This window comes from Curtobacterium sp. Arg-1 (genome assembly GCF_025643395.1).
In the GTDB taxonomy this organism is placed as follows: Bacteria; Actinomycetota; Actinomycetes; order Actinomycetales; family Microbacteriaceae; genus Curtobacterium; species Curtobacterium poinsettiae.
Genome location: NZ_CP095731.1, coordinates 3,252,127 through 3,270,325, shown reverse-complemented (window position 1 = coordinate 3,270,325; position 18,199 = coordinate 3,252,127). Strand labels below are relative to the sequence as shown.

Below are 18,199 nucleotides of genomic sequence, written 5' to 3'. Positions count from 1 at the left end.
CTGACGCGCGTGCAGGGCACGCGGCTCCGCAGTCGACGGGACCGCCGCGCCACGCCGGGCGGCACCGAGACCACCTGACCCGGCCGGGCTGTCCGGACAGGTGCCGATCGATTTCACCTGCCGTCCACGCCGTGTGCACCGGGACGGAACCCCGCCCCACCGGTTGCCTGCGACAGTTGCGACGTCCGCACCGGACCGGCGTCCCGCACTGCCCGAAAGGTCTCCATGCCCCGCTCCGCACGCACCGCACTCGACACCGAGACGGACCACCAGCCGCTGACCGAACGGTACGACGTCGTCGTGGTCGGCGCGGGCATCGTGGGACTCGGCATGGCGTACGAGGCACTCCGGCAGGGCGCCCGGGTCGCGGTGGTCGACCGTGCGGGTGCGGTCGTCGGGGCGAGCGTCCGGAACTTCGGCCACGCCTGCGTCACCCCGCAGAGCGGCGAGGCAGCCGGGTACGCCCAGGAGGCACGCCGCCGCTGGCTCACACTCGCGCAGCTCGCCGGCTTCACGGCTCGGGAACGCGGTGCCCACGTCGTCGCCCGTCGCCCCGAGGAGATGGCGGTGCTCGAGGAGTACCGCGACTCGGGCGCGGAGGTGCGGCTGGCCGACGCGGCCGAGATCGCCGCGGCCGTGCCGGTCGACCCGGACACCGCCCTGGGCGGCGCGCACCTGGCGCACGACCTGCAGGTCGACCCCCGGGAGGCAGCACCCGCGATCGCGCGCTGGCTCGCCGAGCAGGGGGTCACCTTCCTCTGGCGCACCCCCGTGCTCGAGGTCGCCGCCGGCGCCGTCCGCACCGGTCGCGGCGTCGTCGAGGGGACCAGGGTCGTCGTCTGCACCAACCACGACCTCGACCAGCTCTTCCCGGAGCTCGCCGAGTCGATCGGCCTGGTCCGCTGCCGGCTCCACATGCTGCGTGCGACGATCCCGCTCGCCTTCCCGCTCGCCACACCGCTGCTGACCGGGTGGTCGCTGCTGCGCTACTCGGGGTTCGCCGCGATGCCCGGAGCGGGAGCCCTGCGGGACCGGCTCGCCGCCGACCTGCCCGAGGGGGTCCGCTGGGACCTCAACCAGATGTACACGTCGCCGCCGGACGGCAGCGTCATCGTCGGCGACACCCACGAGCGCGGGGTCGACGCACCGCCGTTCCAGGACGAGGACGGCTTCCGGCTGCTCGTCACCGAGACCGAGCGCCTGTTCGGTGCGCCGGTCTCCGTGGTCGACCGGTGGCAGGGCGTCTACGCCTCGGCGCCGGGGCGGGAGTTCCTCATCGACCAGCCGCTGCCCGGCGTCGACGTCGTGACGGTCACCACGGGCATCGGCATGACGACCGGCCTCGGCATCGCCCCGGCGGTCCTCGGCTGAGGGGGACCGTCAGTCGCGCAGCCGCCGACCAGGCCGGCCAACGCTGCGACCCCGGCGGCCTCTGGCACCGGCGCGGTCGTCACACCACGGCCACAGCCTCGTCGACCTCGGCGAGCACCGACGGCAGCTCGGCGACCGAGTCGAGGACGTGGGTGTGCTCGACCGTCGCGAAGTCCGCGTCCTGGTGCGTCCCGGTCCGCACGCCCGCCACGACGGAGGCGCCGGCGCGGTGCCCGGTGAGCAGGTCGGCGACGGTGTCCCCGACGACCGCCACGGCACGGACGTCGTCGGTGCCGGTCCGGAGCACGGCGGTGAGCACCATGTCCGGGTACGGGCGCCCGCGTCCGGCGTCGGCGGGGGAGAGCGCGAGGTCGATCAGCGGCCGCCAGCCGAGCAGGTCGAGCACCGCGTCGCGCGTCGTGGGCGAGAACCCGGTGGTCAGCGCGATCCGTCGCCCCGCTGCGCGGAGGGCGACGAGCGTCTCGACGGCGCCGTCCACCGGCCGCACGCCCCGGTCGAGGGTGCGTGCGTAGGCGCGTTCGAACGCGGTGTTCGCCGCTGCGGCGCGGACGCCGTCCCCGTCGAAGAGCGCCGTGAAGACGGCGATCTTCGACTGGCCCATGGTGTCGACGGCGTACTGCACGGCATGGTCGTGCTCGGCGCTCCCACGCTCGAGGCCGACGTCGGTGAGCGCGGTGCGGAAGGCGTCGAGCACGACGCCACCGTCGTCGACGGTGGTTCCTGCCATGTCGAGGCAGACGAGCGAGATCATGGGACTCCTGGGTACGTGCCGCCACGCCGGGACCGGCGCGGTCCGACCAGCGTCGACGCACCCCATGGCGGGCAGACGATGCGCGGGTGTCCGCCAGGTGAACGCCGCCAGGAGGCTCGTCACGGCCTGTGCGGACATGCAGCCGGTCCGCCAGGGGGAGCGGCTCCGGTCCCCGTTCGCCGATCTGCGTCGGTGGCGCCGCGTAGCGTCGGCCGCATGGGCGAGACACCGCACATCGACGACGCGACCATCGACGACCTGCGCGCTCGGCTGCGTGCCACGCGCTGGCCGGACGCGCCCGCCGGGGTCGGCTGGTCGCTCGGTGCCGACTACGACGTCCTGCGGCCACTCGTCGAGTACTGGGCCGACGGCTTCGACTTCGACGCGCACCGTGCCGCGCTCGAGGCGCTGCCCTCGCGTCGTGCCGTCGTGGACGGCGTCGGAATCCACGTGCTGCACGCCCGGGCCGCACAGCCGGACGCGCTGCCGGTCCTGCTCGCGCACGGCTGGCCGGACTCCGGCTGGCGGTACCGGAAGGTGCTGCCGATGCTCGTCGACGCCGGGTACGACGTCGTCGTGCCGGACATGCCCGGGTACGGCTTCTCGGATGCGCCGCCGCAGGTGCTCGACGCCCGGCAGGTGGCCGGCATGTGGGCGACACTGATGACGGATCTCGGGTACGAGCGGTTCGCGGTCTCCGGTGGCGACATCGGCACACACGTCGCCCGGTACCTGGCACTCGACCACCCCGACCGGGTCGTCGCCGTGCACCGCATCGACGGCGGGCTCGCCTGGCCGGGGCTCGACCCGTCGACGCTGTCCGCCGCCGAACGGGAGTTCGTCGCCGCGACCGACCGCTGGCGCACCGCCGAGGGCGCCTACGCGATGCTGCACCGGACGAAGCCGCAGACCGCAGCGGTCGGGCTGAACGACTCACCCGCTGGGCTGGCCGCCTGGATCGTCGAGAAGCTCCGGGCGTGGAGCGACTGCGACGGCGACCTGTGGCCGGTCTACACGCGCGACGAGGTCCTGGCGCTGCTCACCGAGTACTGGGCCACCGCCACGATCGGCTCGGCGATGCGGATGTACCACGCGAACGCCGCGATCCCTGCGGAGCAGCTGGAGCGACGGGTCGAGGTGCCGTCCGGGTTCTCGATCTTCCCCGGCGACCTGGTGCGGGCGCCGCGCGAGTGGCTCGAGCGGACCACGAACCTCGTGTTCCACCACGAACTCGACCGCGGCGGGCACTTCGCGCCGTTCGAGCAGCCCGACCTGTTCGTCGACGAACTGCACGCGTTCCTGGGGCCCTTCCGCCGCTAGAGTGGACGCGCCAGCCTCTGTAGCTCAATGGAAGAGCAGTTCCGTCCTAAGGAAACGGTTGGGGGTTCGAGTCCCTCCAGGGGCACCAGATCGAAACGGTTCGAGTTCCTGCCGCACGTCGGTGTCGCTCAGTGTCTCGACGTCGCGAGGTTGACGGCGTTCACGAGGTACGAGGTACGAGGTCCGGGTCGCGATCGCGTACTTCACGTCGTCGCTCACCCCGGTCGGGTCCTCCGAGAACGCATCGAGGTCGGACTCCGCGATCCCGGTGAGCGACGCGATGTTCGCCACCGTCAGCCCGGAGACCTGCGTGAGACCCTCGAGCATGCCCCGGACGCGGTCATCGTCGGGCACGCTCCCAGTCGCGGCCAGCATGGCTGCGAAGACGGCGAGCCGCTGCGATTCGTCGGGAGTCAGCCCGGTCCCGAGGGCGGTCAAACCCTGGTGCTCGGTCCCTGGCCCGGCCAGGTACGCGGAGAGCGTGGACTCCGAGATCCCGGTCATCTGCGCGATCGCCTCGAGCGCGACGGAACGGTGCTCGATCAGCGCGCGGAGTTCCGCCCGGACGTCGAGGGCCTCGGCAGTCATCTCGTTCCCTTCATCGGTCGCAGGACTCTCCGCACCATGGTGCATCATCCAGCGGGCTGGGCCGGCGGGTCCTCCGGCACGGGGTGTTCCGCCTGCCAGAGCGCGTCGACCTGGCCGAACTCCCGCGGGTAGCACTGGGTGTCGAACACCTCGAGGCCCTCGGTCGGCGTCGAGTACAGGTACCAGGGGCCCGTGCCGACGGGTCGGCTCGTCCAGGACCCGTTCGCGAACCAGAGGAGGGGCACGTCGTCCATCGGGTGTCCCGCCTGCGTCAGGCAGGCCTCGAGCCGGTTGAACGCGGCGCGGTACTCGTCGAGGGTGATCCGGCCGTCGCGGATCTCGGCTCGCTGCTGGGCAGACGGATCCGCGATCGGCGCGGACTCGGCCCACGAGGCCCAGACGGCGTAGCGGGCGGAGCCGCCGCCCATCACGGAGACGGTCACCGACGCACGTCCGGAACCGGTCGCAGGGGACAGGCTCCAATGCGCACCGGTCGCGCCGGGCGTGCAGCGGGTCGGCCCGTCGACGGTCGTCCCGTCGACGGCCACGGTGAAGGTCGCCGGGTCGAGGCACTTCCACGTGAGCGTCACACGGTCAGCGTCCGCGGGGCGGGCACCGAGCGAGAACGAACCATCGCCCTGCGTGCTCGCGAAGGCCGGAGTCCCGAGGATCGTGGCGTGGTTGACGTCCTCGACCATGTAGCGCGTCGAGGTCGCAAGGGTGCTCTCCAGCGCGGCATCCGGGTCGCTCGACGGGAGGGCGGCCGCGGTGATCCCGCCCGTGACGGCCGATCCCGCCAGGAACGCCGCCGCGATCGTGAGGACCGTGCCGCGGGTCGGTCGGCGACGTCGACGGAGCGGCGCTCCGGTGGCGCTGGTCGCGTCGACCTCTGCGACGAGTGCGTCGCGCATCGCCGCGAGCCGGGGGGAGATCTGGTCGTGGTTCACAGTGTGCCTCCGAGGGGTTCCGCTGTCGCCGAGTACTGCTTGTGGAGCCGCGCCTTCGCACGGTGGAGCCGGGACTTGACGGTGCCGGGCGGGACGCCGAGGACGGTCGCGGCCTCACGCTCGCTCAGCCCCTCGAGCACGCAGAGGGACAGGACGCGCTGGTCTCCGATCGGAAGACCACGGAGTGCGGTCACGGCCTCTGCGTCGGTGAAGGAGTCCGCCGGGTCGGGTGCCGGGTCGTCGACCGGGAACCTGCCGAGGAACGAGCGGTGGCGCCGAGAGGACCGCGTCAGGTTGTGCGCCGTGTTGGTCGCCGTGACGAGGAGCCACGGCAGCATCGAGTCGTCGACGAAACGGACGTGGTCCCGCTTCCGCCAGGCTTCGAGGAACACCACGGCGACCACGTCGTCGGCGTCGTCCGGCGTCGGGACGAGCGCTCGGACGTGACGACGCAGTCGCGCCGCGTGCCGGTCGAAGAGCCGACCGACCGCACGGCCGTCCCCGGCGACGCCCAGGGCCCAGTCGGACCGGTCCCCCGTGATCTGGTTCATGCTCTGTATTGTCCGGTCGCCCCGGATCGGTTCCTGGTTCTGCCCGACCAGTTCTCCACAACCGTCGCCCCGGACGGTAGTCCACCCCGCTGGCCCCGTACGATTGACCCTGTGTCCAAGGTCCTGAGCAGTCTCCCCGTCGGCGAACGAGTCGGCATCGCGTTCTCAGGGGGTCTCGACACCTCCTGCGCCGTTGCCTGGATGCGCGAGAAGGGAGCGATCCCCTGCACGTACACGGCTGACATCGGCCAGTACGACGAGCCGGACATCGACGCCGTCCCGAGCCGCGCCCACGAGTACGGCGCCGAGATCGCCCGGCTGGTCGACGCGAAGAGCGCCCTGGTCGAAGAAGGCCTGGTCGCCCTGCAGACCGGTGCGTTCCACATCCGCTCCGGCGGCAAGACGTACTTCAACACGACGCCCCTCGGCCGTGCGGTGACGGGCACGATGCTCGTCCGCGCCATGAAGGAAGACGGCGTCGACATCTGGGGCGACGGCTCCACCTACAAGGGCAACGACATCGAGCGGTTCTACCGCTACGGCCTGATGGCCAACCCGCGCCTGCGCGTCTACAAGCCGTGGCTCGACTCCGAGTTCGTCGAGGAGCTCGGCGGCCGCAAGGAGATGAGCGAGTGGCTCGTCGCCCGTGGGTTCCCGTACCGCGACTCCACCGAGAAGGCGTACTCGACCGACGCGAACATCTGGGGCGCGACGCACGAGGCGAAGAGCCTCGAAGAGCTGTCCAGCGGCCTGGACATCGTCGAGCCGATCATGGGTGTCGCCGCCTGGCGTGACGACGTCGAGGTCGCGACCGAGATCGTCAGCGTCCGGTTCGAGGCCGGTCGCCCCGTCGCGATCAACGGCGTCGAGTACACCGACGCGGTCGCCCTGGTCTACGAGGCGAACGCCATCGGTGGCCGCCACGGCCTGGGTGCGTCCGACCAGATCGAGAACCGCATCATCGAGGCGAAGAGCCGCGGCATCTACGAGGCGCCGGGCATGGCGCTGCTGCACATCGCCTACGAGCGCCTGCTCAACGCGATCCACAACGAGGACACGGTCGCCTCGTACCACAACGAGGGTCGCCGTCTCGGTCGCCTGATGTACGAAGGCCGCTGGCTCGACCCGCAGTCCCTGATGCTCCGCGAGTCGCTGCAGCGCTGGGTCGCCTCCGCCGTCACCGGCGAGGTCACGCTGCGTCTGCGTCGCGGCGACGACTACACGATCCTCGACACCACGGGCCCGGCGCTGTCGTACCACCCGGACAAGCTGTCGATGGAGCGCGTCGGCGACGCCGCGTTCGGGCCGGACGACCGCATCGGCCAGCTCACGATGCGCAACCTCGACATCGCGGACTCCCGTTCGCGACTCGAGCAGTACGCCGCCGCCGGCCTCATCGGTGGCGCGACGGCCGAGCTCGTCGGCGAGCTCGAAGCGGGCGAGGCCGAGGAGATCCTCGGTGGCGCGATCGTCGCCTCCGACGCCGAGGACGCGATGGGCCGTCGCACCGACCTGGCCTCCGAAGGCGCCGCCTTCGACTCCGGCACCGACTGATCGAGCGGACCCGCGCCCTGGGCGCGACCCCTGACGACTGGAGGCCCGGTGCCAGCTGGCACCGGGCCTCCCGTCGGTCGTCAGCCGCGAAGCGCATCCGCCTCGACGGCGGTGGGACGCGACCGTATCGTTGCGGTACCGGGTCAGTCATCAGGGACTCGTCGTCACGATGCTCCTCACGATCTGTGGGGTCTGGCACAGCGGGTCGACCCGGACGGATCCGAGATGCGCATCATCTCGACGAAGGGCTGGTCATCATGGCCGCCAACTTGCAGAACATCTGGCACCGCCACGGGCTCCGGTCCCCGGAAGAACTCGCCGCCCTCGTTGCCGAGCGCCTCGAAGGAACCGGCCACCAGCTCGTCGGCGCCGGCGACGCGCGCTACGAGCCGACGTACGCAGACTTCCTCGGCGAGCAGCTCTGATCCGCAGCGGATTGCCGCTCGACCGTCGGTAGAGTCTGCGCATGCGTACAGCCCGAACCACTGCGGCGGCACTGGCGATCGTCGCGGCGGGACTGCTGACGCTCGTCGGCGTCCAGCCCGCGTCTGCCCACTCGGCCCTGACGAGCAGTACCCCGGCGGACGGGGCGGTCGTCACCGAACCGCTGCAGACCGTCGACCTGACCTTCTCCGAGGCGCCGCTCGCCGGCCTCGACGCCGGGCTCCGGATCCAGGTGACGGATGCTGCCGGCACGGACGTCGCCACGGGTGACGTGACCGTCTCCGGCACGACCATGCGCCGCGCGGTCGATCTCGACCGGGGCAACTACACGGTGCTCTGGCGGTACGTGTCGCCGGACGGCCACCCGATCGAGGGCACGCTCGCGTTCGACTACCGGGCTGCAGCTGCTGTTCCGACCCCGAGCGCGACCGGTGCTCCGACCCCGACGGCGAGCACCGCGCCCACACCGAGCGCCACCGCGACGGCCACCGGGGCGTCCGACGGAGCGCCGTCGTCGTCACCGGGCATCGCGCCCGGCGTGTGGGTCGCCCTCGGCGCCGGCACGGTCCTGGTGGCCGGTGCTGTCGTCGTGCTGCTGCTGCGCCGTGGGCGCAGCGCCGAGCGCAGCTCGTAGCGCGGCGCACCTCACTTCGTGAGCAGGAACGGTCGGGTCGCAGGCGCGCACCCGACCGTTCCTGCGCACGAAGCGCACGCGGCGCGACCGCGTGCGCCACGGGAGTGGCCTCGAGTGCGGCGCCGGCGCGGTGCGGAACACGATCGGGACGAACAACACCTCTGCGCGATCGACAGCACCATCGCGTGGCATCGAACTGTCGATCGATCCGGTCCATCCGGGCCGATCGGCGTGATACTGGGGTGGTGCGTGAACTCCAAGCCGCCATCGCAGCGGACCTCAACGTCCAGCCGACCATCGACCCGGAGCAGGAGGTCGCCCGTCGTGTCGGGTTCCTGCGTGACTACCTGCTGACGACCGGGGCGAAGGGGTACCTCCTCGCCATCAGCGGCGGGCAGGACTCCACCCTGGCCGGCCGCCTGACCCAGCTCGCGGTCGAGTCGCTCCGTGCTGAGGGGCACCCGGCCGAGTTCACGACCGTCCGCATGCCCTACCGGGTGCAGGCCGACGAGGACGACGCCCAGCTCGCCCTGCAGTTCATCGCGGCCGACCCGGGCATCACCGTGAACATCGAGCACGGGGTCGACGGGGTCGTCGAGGACACCGCGGCCTCCGGCGTCGAGCTGAGCGACTTCGTGAAGGGCAACGTCAAGGCCCGCATGCGCATGGTCGCCCAGTACGCGGTCGCCGGGCAGCGTGGCCTGCTGGTGGTCGGCACGGACCACGCGGCCGAGGCCGTCACGGGCTTCTTCACCAAGTACGGTGACGGCGGCGTCGACCTCACCCCGCTCACCGGGCTGTCGAAGAGCCAGGGGCGGCAGCTGCTCGAGCACCTCGGCGCACCCGCCCGTCTGTACGAGAAGGCCCCCACCGCGGACCTGCTCGACGAGACGCCCGGGCAGACCGACGAGGCGAACCTGGGGCTGTCCTACGCCGAGATCGACGCCTACCTGCAGGGGCACGACGTGTCGATCGAGGTCGCCGAGGCGATCGAGTCGCGCTACCGCGCGACGGAGCACAAGCGGCAGGTGCCGGCGACGCCCTTCGACGACTGGTGGCGTGCGGGCGCGTAGGCGCTGACGCGACACGGCCGGGAGGCGCGGTGCAGGTGATCCTGCACCGCGCCTCCCGTCTGTCGTCCCCGACACTTCCCTGCGCGCCCCCCGCTGTCCGCCGGCGCTCCTAGGATGGGAGCCAACGGAACAACAGATGCGGAATCCAGGCTGGTACCTGGTCCGCAAGGGGGGAAACATGGACGTCCTGTTCGCGCTCGGAGCAATCCCGCTGGTCATCGTGGGGATCATCGTCCTCGCCGTGATCGCGCTGATCTACGCCAAGGTCGTGTACCGCAACGCCGGCGCCGACGAAGCGCTCATCATCACCGGCAAGCGCTCGCGCAAGGTCAAGAACGACGACGGCACCGAGACCGTCGAGTCCGGCATCAAGGTCGTGCTCGGCGCCGGCGTGCTCGTCCGACCCTTCTTCGAGAAGGTCGCGAAGCTGTCGCTCAGCTCGCGCGCGATCGACATCAACGTCAACGCGCAGGACTCCCGAGGGGTCACCATCGACGTCGAAGCGGTCGCGCTCGTCAAGGTCGGCGAGACCGACGCCTCGATCCGGGCTGCCGCGCAGCGGTTCCTCGGGCAGGAGAAGAAGATCGACGACTTCGCGCGCGAGGTCCTGTCCGGTTCGCTCCGCGCCTCGATCGGTGCGACCGACGTGTCGACCATCATCCGCAAGCGCGACCAGCTCACCGTCGCCGTGCTCGACGTCGCGAAGGACGCCCTGCACAGCCAGGGGCTCGACGTCGACTCGTTCGAGATCAAGGGCATCTCGGACCGCAACGAGTACATCAGTGACCTCGGTCGTGCCGAGCGTGCACGCGTGCGACTCGAGGCCGAGAACGCCGAGGCCCAGGCCGACCGTGAAGCGCGGGAGGCCCGCGCGACCGCCGACCAGGCGATCGCCGAGGCCGAGAACACCCTGGCCATCCGTCGTGCCGCGCTGCAGCTCGACGCCGACCGCGCCTCTGCCGAAGCTGCTGCCGCCGGCCCGCTCGCCCAGGCGCGTGCGTCCCAGGGCGTCGTCGAGCAGGAGCAGATCACCGCCCAGAAGCGTGCCGAACTGCGTCGTGCCGAGCTCGAGTCCGAGGTCTCCGCCGTCGCAGAGGCCCAGGCGCGCAAGACCCGCGTCGAGGCCGAAGCCGCTGCCGGTGCCCAGGTCGAGACCGCACGCGCCCAGGCCGAGGCCCGCCGGATCTCCGCCGAGGCCGTCGCGGCCGAGGCGAAGGCCGAGGCGGATGCCCGCAAGCTCGCCGCCGACGCCTCACGCGCCGAGGGTGAAGCCGCCGCCGACGCGATCCGTGCGAAGGGTCAGGCCGAGGCCGATGCGACCAAGGCGCAGGCCGACGCGCTCGCACAGCACTCCGAGGCCGTCCTGCGGGTCAAGGCGATCGAGACACTGCCGAGCATCGCCCGCGAGCTCGCTGCTCCGATGAGCAACATCGACACGCTCACCGTGGTGTCCTCCGACGGCGCCGGCGCACTGTCGAAGAGCGTCGTCAGCCAGTTCAGCGAGGTCGATGCGCTGCTCGGTGCCACCGCCGGGTTCACCCTGAGCGACATCGTGAAGAGCACCACGACGGGGCAGGCAGCCGCCCGTGCCGTCGTGCGCGAGCAGGCGGCGCCGCAGGCCGAACCGGTCGAGTAACCGAGCGGACCCGTTCGGCGGGCGCGTCGGGGGTCAGCCCTCGCCGCGCCCGTTCTCGTCCTGTTGGTCGCGCTGCTGCCCACCGGCGTCCTCACGCTGCTGCGACCCGGCGTCCTCGCGCTGGTCGGCCAGCCGCTGCTGCCAGACGACACTGCGAGCGGCGCCCTCGAGCACGTCGTCGACGCTGCGTCCGCTCTGTGCGGCGAGGGCGCCGCTGAGCCCAGCGGTCAGGGTCCCACCGGCCGCGGCGAGTCGCTCGACGACCTCTTCCTGCCGCTGCGTCAGGGGCTCGTCGACCAGCTCGTCGATCGTGTCGCGGATGTTCTGCTCGCTCGCGTCCAACGCCGCTTCGTCGCCGGACTGCAGGGCTGCTGCCTCGCCGACGACGACGAGACCGAGGCGCGCGGCGTCGTCTTCGGGGCGCGGGGTGCGGTGCTCGTCAGTCATGCGGTGGACCGTACGCTCCGGCGCGCTGCGCTCCCTGGACAGATGCGTCCCCCGGCGTCCGCGGACGAGCCGTCAGTCGGCCCAGCGGCGGAGCAGCCACTCGGCGGCCGCCACGCCCTCGCGCCGCTGGAAGTCGCGGATCGTCGGCATGTTCGGTGGCGCCGGCGGCAGGGCGTGCTCGAAGAACAGCCCGGCGAGCCCGGCCAGCACGGCGTCGATCGTGTCGGCCGGAACCTCGGCGAACACCGGGTGCGTGGCGAGGTGGTGCTCGACGTCGGCGTCCTCACCACGCACGAGGGTGTCGAGCAGGTAGGTCAGTGGGTCGAGCCAGTGCGCACCCACGCTCGCCCAGGGCCAGTCGACCACCCAGACGAGCCCGCCGCCGTCGACGAGCAGGTTGTCCGCTCGGCAGTCGGCGTGCACGAGGTGCTCGCCGTCGACGAGCGCGGCCGCCTGCGATGCCGCACGGGCGATCGCGGGGCCGGCGTCGAGCACGTGCGGCGGCACGACCTCGGCGACGCGGGCGGCGGTCGCGTCGTCGGTCAGCATCCGGTCCCAGGCCCCGAACTCGTCGCGCAGGTCCTCGGCGATGCGGGGGAGTGCCGCCAGGGCGCCGGTCGCGAGCGGCAGGGTGTCGAGCGCGTCGAGTACGGCCGTCGTGTCCGAACCGTCGAGGTGGCTGCCCGGGTGCTGTCCCGCGACGTCGTCGAGCACGAGCGCGACCCAGTCGTCGCCGTCGACTGTGGTGTGCAGTGCGTCGAGCAGTCGCGGCGCCTGCACGGTGGTCGGCAGCTGCGCCATGACCGTGGCCTCGCGCCGGTGCAGCTCGAAGGCCGCTTCGTTGCGCGAGCGCGACACGGTCTTCACGAAGGCGCGTCGTCCGGCCCCGGTCGTCACGCGGTCGGCGCTGCCGGGGGACCACCCGCTCGCCTGCGACTGGGCGGTCACGACGGGCCCGCCCAGTACCCCTTCCACCTGCTGCCGCAGCGTCGTCGGTACGTCGGTCCAGGTGGTTCGCCCCATGACCCGACGCTACCTGAGAACCCGTACACAAACGTGCACGCTCGGCAACTTTGCGTTGGCGGCAAAGGTGCTCGGGGTGTAAAGTTGCAGAGCCTGCAAGGTTGATCCTGCTTCGGGGTCCTGACCAGGCCGACGACCACCACGCCACACCCCCTGTGAGGAACACCGCATGTCCACTGCCACCGCACCCGTCGAGGTGTCGCGCGGACGACAGGACTCCCCGGCGAGCACGCCGGGCAAGCCGATCATGTCGCACCGCCAGATCCTGCTCGTCATCTACGGCCTGATGGCGGGCATGTTCCTGTCCTCGCTCGACCAGACCATCGTCGGCACCGCGATCCGCACGATCGGCGACGACCTGCACGGCCTCGACCAGCAGGCCTGGGTCACGACCGCCTACCTGATCGCGTCGACCATCACCACGCCCATCTACGGCAAGCTCTCCGACGTCTTCGGTCGTCGCCCGCTCTACATCTTCGGCATCGCGGTCTTCATCCTCGGGTCGCTGCTCTCGACCCTGTCGACGTCGATGACCATGCTGGCCGCCTTCCGCGCGTTCCAGGGCATCGGTGCCGGTGCGCTGATGTCGCTGCCGCTGGCGATCATGGGCGACATCCTCGCGCCCCGTGAGCGTGCGAAGTACCAGGGCTACTTCCTGGCGGTCTTCGGCATCTCGTCCGTCATCGGCCCGCTCATCGGCGGACTGTTCGCCGGTGCGAGCTCGATCGTCGGCATCACCGGCTGGCGCTGGGTGTTCCTGATCAACGTGCCGATCGGCGTCGCGGCGCTGCTCATGGTGATCGCGTTCCTGCACCTGCCGAAGTTCGGCGAGGCCAGGGCGAAGCCGCGCATCGACTGGTGGGGCGCGACCTCGGTCATCGTCACGCTGGCACCGCTGCTCCTCGTCGCGGAGCAGGGTCGCACGTGGGGCTGGGGTTCGGCGAGTGCGCTGGCCTGCTACGGCATCGGCGCGCTCGGCCTCGTCGCCTTCCTGGTGATCGAGACCCGCATGCAGGACGACGCGATCATCCCGCTCAAGCTCTTCCGCTCGGCCACGTTCTCGATGGCGACCGTCCTGGGCTTCCTGGTCGGCTTCGCGATGTTCGGTGCGATGCTCACCATCCCGCTCTACCTGCAGATCGTCACCGGTCTGACGCCGACGGAGTCCGGGTTCGCCACGCTGCCGATGATCGGTGGCCTGATGATCGCCTCGATCGCTTCGGGTCAGATCGTGGCCCGCACCGGCCGATACCGGATCTTCCCGGTCATCGGGACGGCGCTGGTGTCGCTCGGCTACGTCGTCCTGACGTTCATGACGATCGACAAGCCGCTGTGGTTCCTGATGATCGGCATGTTCCTGATCGGTCTCGGGCTCGGCCAGCTCATGCAGAGCATCACCCTGGCGTCGCAGAACGCGGTGCAGCCGCGGGACATGGGTGTCGCGACGTCGTCCGCCACGTTCTTCCGCCAGATCGGTGGCACGCTCGGCACCGCCGTGCTGCTGTCCGTCCTGTTCTCGCTCATGCCGACGAACATCCTGCACGCCACGGCGGACCAGTCGAACCTGAAGCCCGCCCTCAGCGCGGCGCTCGACCCGACGGTCGCGAGCGCCGAGGCGAACCAGGGTGTCATGGACCAGATCTGGAACCCGATCGTCACCCCGCTCCAGCAGCAGGTGCAGTCCGGGCTCGACACCGCCACCGACCAGGTGATCGCGGCCACCGCCGGTGCTCCCGATGCGGTGCGGCAGCAGGCGCTCACCGCAGCCGCCGACAAGGCGCACGCCAGCGTGCAGGACGGCCGACTCGTCGTCGACTGGTCCGACTCGTCGCAGCGCACCTACTGGGTGGACCAGCTCGCCCCGGAGCTGTCGAAGCAGATCGACAAGGGCGCGAACGACTCGAAGGACTCGAACGCCGAGACGAGCGACACGTCCTACCTCAACGGTGCGGACCCGGCCCTGACCCGGCCGTTCATGTCGGGGTTCAACGCCTCGGCCGTGACCGTCTACTGGGTCGGTTTCTCGGTGATCCTGCTCGCGTTCGTCCTGAGCTTCTTCTTCAAGGCGCCGCCGCTCCGCAAGAGCTCGGCCCTGCAGGAGCAGGCGGACGACGCCGGCACCGCCGACGACCTCGAAGCGCAGGCCGTGCGGGCCGCGGACACGATGGGCTCGCCCACCGCCCCGGTCACCGGTTCGATCCCGGTCCAGGGCGGTCGGTCCAAGGACTGAACCCCGCCGGGCCTCCTCGTCACACGACGCGGAGGCCCGGCGTCGCACGGACCCGAGAGCAGGACGGAGCGCAGCACGTGCACCAGACCACCACCACCGAGGACCTCGTCGCGAGCGACTGCGGCCTGCGGGAACGCAAGAAGCAGCAGACCCGGTCCGCCATCCACCGGTCGGCACTCGCCCTGGTCACCGATCGGGGGCTCGCCGGGGTGACGGTGGAGCAGATCTGCGCGGACGCCGGGGTCTCCCCGCGGACGTTCTTCAACTACTTCCCGTCGAAGGCCGAGGCGGCCCTCGGGTTGCCGGCGACGATGGTCCCGGACGCGGCGCGCGCAGTGTTCCTCGGTTCCGCGGGTCCGCTGGTGTCGGACCTCTGCGAGCTCGTCGCGCAGACGGTCACCCTGCCACAGGACCGTCGGCGCATGAAGGAGCTCGTCCGGGCTCGGCCGGAGATGGTCCCGGCGATGATGCAGTGGATGGCGCACGCCCGGCAGACGGTCCTGACGGTCGCTGCCGAGCGGGTCGGCGAGGACACCGCGCGGACCGCGACCACGCTGGTGATGGCCGCCGTGATCGAGTCGGCCCACCGGTCGGCGGACGGTTCGCGCGACGAGCTCGCGGCGCGGCTGCGTGCGGTCGTCGCCGAGATGGGGCGGCTCGCCTCCGCCTGACCGGCGCGACCATCGCGTCGCCCCCCGGCGCGGGGGTGAGAACGGCCTGGAGGCGCGGTGCGGGACCGACCCGCACCGCGCCTCCAGGCCGTTGGTGCGTCCAGACCGCCGCATGCGCAGTCATCGGACGGTTGCGGGGTGACTTTCGCCGAAACGGCACGAACGCGGCTCTTGACGCGCAAGACATCGGATGTTTTGATTGCATCGTTCGGTCGACGGAGACCGGACGGCAGGAGACACAGATGAGCCGCATCACCGGTCTGCACGTGCACGACATCCGGTTCCCGACCTCGCGAGAGCACGACGGGTCCGACGCCATGAACCCCGCTCCCGACTACTCCGCCGCCTACGTCGAGATCACCACCGACGCGCTCGACGGCCTGGTCGGCACCGGCTTCGTCTTCACCATCGGCCGCGGCAACGAGGTGCAGGAGTCGGCGATCGCGGCGCTCCGCGGGCACGTCGTCGGCGCCGATGCCGAGGCGGTCCTGGCCGACATGGGCGGCACCTGGCGCGCGATGGTGCACGACTCGCAGCTGCGGTGGCTCGGCCCGGAGAAGGGCGTCATGCACATGGCGATCGGCGCCGTGGTGAACGCCCTGTGGGACCTGCGGGCGAAACGTACGGGGCAGCCGCTCTGGGCCCTGCTCGCCGACCTGCGCCCCGAGGAACTCGTCGACCTGGTCGACTTCCGGTACCTGACCGACGCGATCACCCCGGCCGAGGCGCTCGAGCTGTTCCGCGCCGCCGAACCGCTGCGTGCCGAACGCCGTGCCCGTCTGGAGCGCGAGGGCTACCGCGCCTACACGACGACCCCGGGCTGGCTCGGCTACGACGACGAGAAGCTCGCGCGGCTGTGCCGCGAAGCCGTGGACGACGGGTTCACCCAGATCAAGCTCAAGGTCGGCGGCGACGTGGACGAGGACGTCCGACGGATGGGCATCGCCCGCGCCACCGTCGGCCCGGACGTCCGGATCGCGATCGACGCCAACCAGCGCTGGGACGTCGACGAGGCCGTGGCGTGGATCGACCGGCTCCGCCCCTTCGACATCGCGTGGGTCGAGGAGCCCACGAGCCCGGACGACATCCTGGCCCACGCCGAGATCGCCCGGCGCATCGCGCCGATCCCGGTCGCGACGGGGGAGCACATGGCGAACCGCGTGATCGCGAAGCAGCTGATCCAGGCCGGGTCGATGTCGGTGCTGCAGATCGACGCCACCCGGGTCGCCGGGGTGAACGAGAACCTGGCGATCCTGCTCCTCGCCGCGAAGCACGGCGTCCGTGTCTGCCCGCACGCCGGCGGTGTCGGCCTGTGCGAGGCGGTGCAGCACCTGTCGATGTTCGACGCGGTCGCCCTGACCGGCGACCTCGACACCCGGTGCATCGAGTTCGTCGACCACCTGCACGAGCACTTCGTGACCCCGGTCGACGTCCACGACGGCCGCTACTGGCCGCCGACCGCGCCCGGCGCCGGCACCGAGCTGCTCGCCGACACCCTGACCACCCACGCGTTCCCGGACGGCCCGGTCTGGGCCGAGTCCGACGCAGCGCACGTCGCGGACGCCGTCCGGGTCGCCTGACTCCCCCCTCCCCGCACACCCCATCACCACGACGAAGTGGAGACACCGATGCAACGACGACGTACCGCCGGGCTGGCGGCAGCAGCAGCTGCCGTGCTCGTGCTCACCGGCTGTTCCGCTGGCAGCAACGCCAGCGACGGCCAGTCGAAGGACTCCCTCACCTGGGCCATGTGGATCGCCGGGAAGGAGGACAAGGCCGCGTGGCAGAAGGTCGCCGACACCGTCAAGACCGACGACGACGTGGACGTGTCGATCCAGGGCTCCCCGTTCAACGACTACTGGACGAAGCTCCGCACGCAGCTGTCGACCGGCACCGCCCCGTGCATCGTGAGCATCCAGTCGCTCCGCGCCGCGAACTACACGGACGTGCTCGTGCCGATCGACGACATGGCGAAGCAGGCCGACCTCGACCTGAGCGAGTACGACCAGACCGGGCTCGACGGCATGAAGGTCGACGGCAAGCTCTACGGGCTGCCGTACGACACCGGCCCCATGGTCATGTTCTACAACAAGGACATCTTCGACAAGGCGGGCGTCCCCGAGCCGAAGCCGGGCTGGACGGTCGACGAGTTCGAGGACGCCGCCAAGCAGCTCAAGGCCGCCGGCACACCGATCTGGGGCACGAGCGTCGAGGACATCCCCCTCGAGTCGATGATCCTCGGCTACAACGGCGGTCGGGTCATCGGGGCCGACGGCACGCTCGACGCCTCGAACACGAAGTTCGCCGAGGGGCTCGACTGGATCGGCAGCCTGGTCAAGGACGGCTACGCCACGCAGGCGAGCACCGACGGCTCCACCGACGACAACGCGTTCGTGTCCGGTGACGTCGCGATGTACAGCGACGGCCCGTGGTCGATCATCAGCCAGAAGGCCAAGGTGCAGTTCGACCTCGGCATCACGACGATCCCCTCGGGCACGGACGGACCCAGCTCGTTCGCCGCCGGGTCGGGCTTCGGCATCTCGAAGCAGTGCAAGTACCCCGAGCAGGCGTTCAAGGCCATCACGACGATGACGAACGAGTCCACGCTCACCTCGCTCGCCGAGCAGGGTCGCGCCTTCCCGGCACGCACCGCCGCGCAGCAGGCCTGGTACGACAACGCCGGCATCGACGGGGTCGAGGACGCCCTGAAGACCGGGCTCGAGAACGCCACCCCGCTGCCCGGCAACAAGCAGAGCGACCAGCTCAACCAGCTCTTCGCGCAGTACGCCCTGCAGGCGGTGAACGGACAGACCTCCGGCAAGGACACGATGTCGTCCATCGCGAGCCAGCTCGGCTCGCAGTGACGGGCGTCACCCCTTGACGGACGGGGAGGCCCGCCACGGCCCCGCCACGGGCCTCCCGTCCGATCCCCACCCTG

At 71.2% G+C, this 18,199-nt stretch carries 16 protein-coding genes, 1 tRNA gene and 1 pseudogene; 12 read left to right on the top strand and 6 right to left on the bottom strand.

Features of this window, described 5'->3' with window-relative positions:
- The first annotated feature begins 225 nt into the window (after positions 1-225).
- On the top strand, positions 226-1,371 hold the full coding sequence (locus MXD64_RS15675) for a TIGR03364 family FAD-dependent oxidoreductase (RefSeq protein WP_263136771.1): 1,146 nt from the start codon (positions 226-228) through the stop codon (positions 1,369-1,371).
- Positions 1,372-1,450: 79 nt separating this feature from the next.
- Here the strand turns inward: MXD64_RS15675 and MXD64_RS15670 are convergent, their stop codons facing one another.
- The gene (locus MXD64_RS15670) at positions 1,451-2,143 is read right to left on the bottom strand and encodes an HAD family hydrolase (RefSeq protein WP_263136770.1); all 693 of its coding nucleotides are present in this window, start codon (positions 2,141-2,143) and stop codon (positions 1,451-1,453) included.
- 216 nt (positions 2,144-2,359) lie between these two features.
- Here MXD64_RS15670 and MXD64_RS15665 point away from each other — a divergent pair, with 216 nt between their 5' ends.
- Positions 2,360-3,463 (top strand): epoxide hydrolase family protein, encoded by a 1,104-nt coding sequence (locus MXD64_RS15665; RefSeq protein WP_263136769.1) that lies wholly within the window; start codon positions 2,360-2,362, stop codon positions 3,461-3,463.
- Between the two features lie 13 nt (positions 3,464-3,476).
- Positions 3,477-3,551: transfer RNA gene (locus tag MXD64_RS15660), tRNA-Arg, on the top strand.
- 92 nt (positions 3,552-3,643) lie between these two features.
- Here MXD64_RS15660 and MXD64_RS17865 read toward each other — a convergent pair.
- The 3 genes and pseudogenes from MXD64_RS17865 to MXD64_RS15650 all read right to left on the bottom strand — a co-directional run.
- Positions 3,644-4,051 (bottom strand): annotated as a pseudogene (locus tag MXD64_RS17865) (HTH domain-containing protein); the annotation flags it as partial.
- 44 nt (positions 4,052-4,095) lie between these two features.
- Positions 4,096-4,998: a hypothetical protein gene (locus MXD64_RS15655; protein ID WP_017888029.1), complete on the bottom strand. Its 903-nt coding sequence runs from the start codon at positions 4,996-4,998 to the stop codon at positions 4,096-4,098.
- Positions 4,995-5,549, bottom strand: a complete 555-nt coding sequence (locus MXD64_RS15650; RefSeq protein WP_259553034.1) for an RNA polymerase sigma factor — start codon at positions 5,547-5,549, stop codon at positions 4,995-4,997. Before MXD64_RS15650 ends, MXD64_RS15655 begins: the two co-directional genes overlap by 4 nt.
- Before the next feature lie 111 nt (positions 5,550-5,660).
- On the opposite strand from MXD64_RS15650, the gene argG reads away from it, so the two are divergent.
- The 5 genes from argG to MXD64_RS15625 all read left to right on the top strand — a co-directional run bounded on the left by argG (position 5,661) and on the right by MXD64_RS15625 (position 10,890).
- Positions 5,661-7,103, top strand: a complete 1,443-nt coding sequence (gene argG / locus MXD64_RS15645; RefSeq protein WP_042540079.1) for an argininosuccinate synthase — start codon at positions 5,661-5,663, stop codon at positions 7,101-7,103.
- A gap of 257 nt (positions 7,104-7,360) precedes the next feature.
- Entirely contained in the window at positions 7,361-7,528 is a 168-nt protein-coding gene (locus tag MXD64_RS15640; RefSeq protein ID WP_017888026.1) for a hypothetical protein, read from the top strand.
- Positions 7,529-7,569: 41 nt separating this feature from the next.
- Positions 7,570-8,181: a copper resistance CopC family protein gene (locus tag MXD64_RS15635; protein ID WP_056071756.1), complete on the top strand. Its 612-nt coding sequence runs from the start codon at positions 7,570-7,572 to the stop codon at positions 8,179-8,181.
- 245 nt (positions 8,182-8,426) lie between these two features.
- Positions 8,427-9,254: an ammonia-dependent NAD(+) synthetase gene (gene nadE / locus MXD64_RS15630; RefSeq protein WP_042540131.1), complete on the top strand. Its 828-nt coding sequence runs from the start codon at positions 8,427-8,429 to the stop codon at positions 9,252-9,254.
- Between the two features lie 178 nt (positions 9,255-9,432).
- Complete coding sequence (locus MXD64_RS15625) at positions 9,433-10,890, top strand: SPFH domain-containing protein (RefSeq protein WP_017888023.1); 1,458 nt, start codon at positions 9,433-9,435, stop codon at positions 10,888-10,890.
- A gap of 33 nt (positions 10,891-10,923) precedes the next feature.
- On the opposite strand, the gene MXD64_RS15620 is transcribed toward MXD64_RS15625, so the two are convergent.
- Together MXD64_RS15620 and MXD64_RS15615 are read right to left on the bottom strand one after the other, a co-directional pair.
- The gene (locus tag MXD64_RS15620) at positions 10,924-11,337 is read right to left on the bottom strand and encodes a hypothetical protein (RefSeq protein ID WP_017888022.1); all 414 of its coding nucleotides are present in this window, start codon (positions 11,335-11,337) and stop codon (positions 10,924-10,926) included.
- 72 nt (positions 11,338-11,409) lie between these two features.
- Positions 11,410-12,360: a phosphotransferase gene (locus MXD64_RS15615; protein WP_259494310.1), complete on the bottom strand. Its 951-nt coding sequence runs from the start codon at positions 12,358-12,360 to the stop codon at positions 11,410-11,412.
- 169 nt (positions 12,361-12,529) lie between these two features.
- Here MXD64_RS15615 and MXD64_RS15610 point away from each other — a divergent pair, with 169 nt between their 5' ends.
- The 4 genes from MXD64_RS15610 to MXD64_RS15595 all read left to right on the top strand — a co-directional run bounded on the left by MXD64_RS15610 (position 12,530) and on the right by MXD64_RS15595 (position 18,125).
- A complete protein-coding gene (locus MXD64_RS15610) occupies positions 12,530-14,590 on the top strand; it encodes an MDR family MFS transporter (protein ID WP_263136768.1) in 2,061 nt (686 codons plus the stop codon).
- Positions 14,591-14,667: 77 nt separating this feature from the next.
- The gene (locus MXD64_RS15605) at positions 14,668-15,261 is read left to right on the top strand and encodes a TetR/AcrR family transcriptional regulator (RefSeq protein ID WP_140449397.1); all 594 of its coding nucleotides are present in this window, start codon (positions 14,668-14,670) and stop codon (positions 15,259-15,261) included.
- A 242-nt stretch (positions 15,262-15,503) separates the two neighbouring features.
- On the top strand, positions 15,504-16,841 hold the full coding sequence (locus MXD64_RS15600; protein ID WP_262118035.1) for an enolase C-terminal domain-like protein: 1,338 nt from the start codon (positions 15,504-15,506) through the stop codon (positions 16,839-16,841).
- A gap of 48 nt (positions 16,842-16,889) precedes the next feature.
- Positions 16,890-18,125, top strand: a complete 1,236-nt coding sequence (locus MXD64_RS15595) for an ABC transporter substrate-binding protein (RefSeq protein WP_250898172.1) — start codon at positions 16,890-16,892, stop codon at positions 18,123-18,125.
- Positions 18,126-18,199 lie beyond the last annotated feature (74 nt).

Coding starts and splice junctions, on each gene's coding strand:
- MXD64_RS15675 (WP_263136771.1), top strand. CDS start 226: ATGCCCCGCTCCGCACGCACCGCACTCGACACCGAGACGGACCACCAG.
- MXD64_RS15670 (WP_263136770.1), bottom strand. CDS start 2,143: ATGATCTCGCTCGTCTGCCTCGACATGGCAGGAACCACCGTCGACGAC.
- MXD64_RS15665 (WP_263136769.1), top strand. CDS start 2,360: ATGGGCGAGACACCGCACATCGACGACGCGACCATCGACGACCTGCGC.
- MXD64_RS15650 (WP_259553034.1), bottom strand. CDS start 5,549: ATGAACCAGATCACGGGGGACCGGTCCGACTGGGCCCTGGGCGTCGCC.
- MXD64_RS15640 (WP_017888026.1), top strand. CDS start 7,361: ATGGCCGCCAACTTGCAGAACATCTGGCACCGCCACGGGCTCCGGTCC.
- MXD64_RS15635 (WP_056071756.1), top strand. CDS start 7,570: ATGCGTACAGCCCGAACCACTGCGGCGGCACTGGCGATCGTCGCGGCG.
- MXD64_RS15625 (WP_017888023.1), top strand. CDS start 9,433: ATGGACGTCCTGTTCGCGCTCGGAGCAATCCCGCTGGTCATCGTGGGG.
- MXD64_RS15620 (WP_017888022.1), bottom strand. CDS start 11,337: ATGACTGACGAGCACCGCACCCCGCGCCCCGAAGACGACGCCGCGCGC.
- MXD64_RS15615 (WP_259494310.1), bottom strand. CDS start 12,360: ATGGGGCGAACCACCTGGACCGACGTACCGACGACGCTGCGGCAGCAG.
- MXD64_RS15610 (WP_263136768.1), top strand. CDS start 12,530: ATGTCCACTGCCACCGCACCCGTCGAGGTGTCGCGCGGACGACAGGAC.
- MXD64_RS15600 (WP_262118035.1), top strand. CDS start 15,504: ATGAGCCGCATCACCGGTCTGCACGTGCACGACATCCGGTTCCCGACC.
- MXD64_RS15595 (WP_250898172.1), top strand. CDS start 16,890: ATGCAACGACGACGTACCGCCGGGCTGGCGGCAGCAGCAGCTGCCGTG.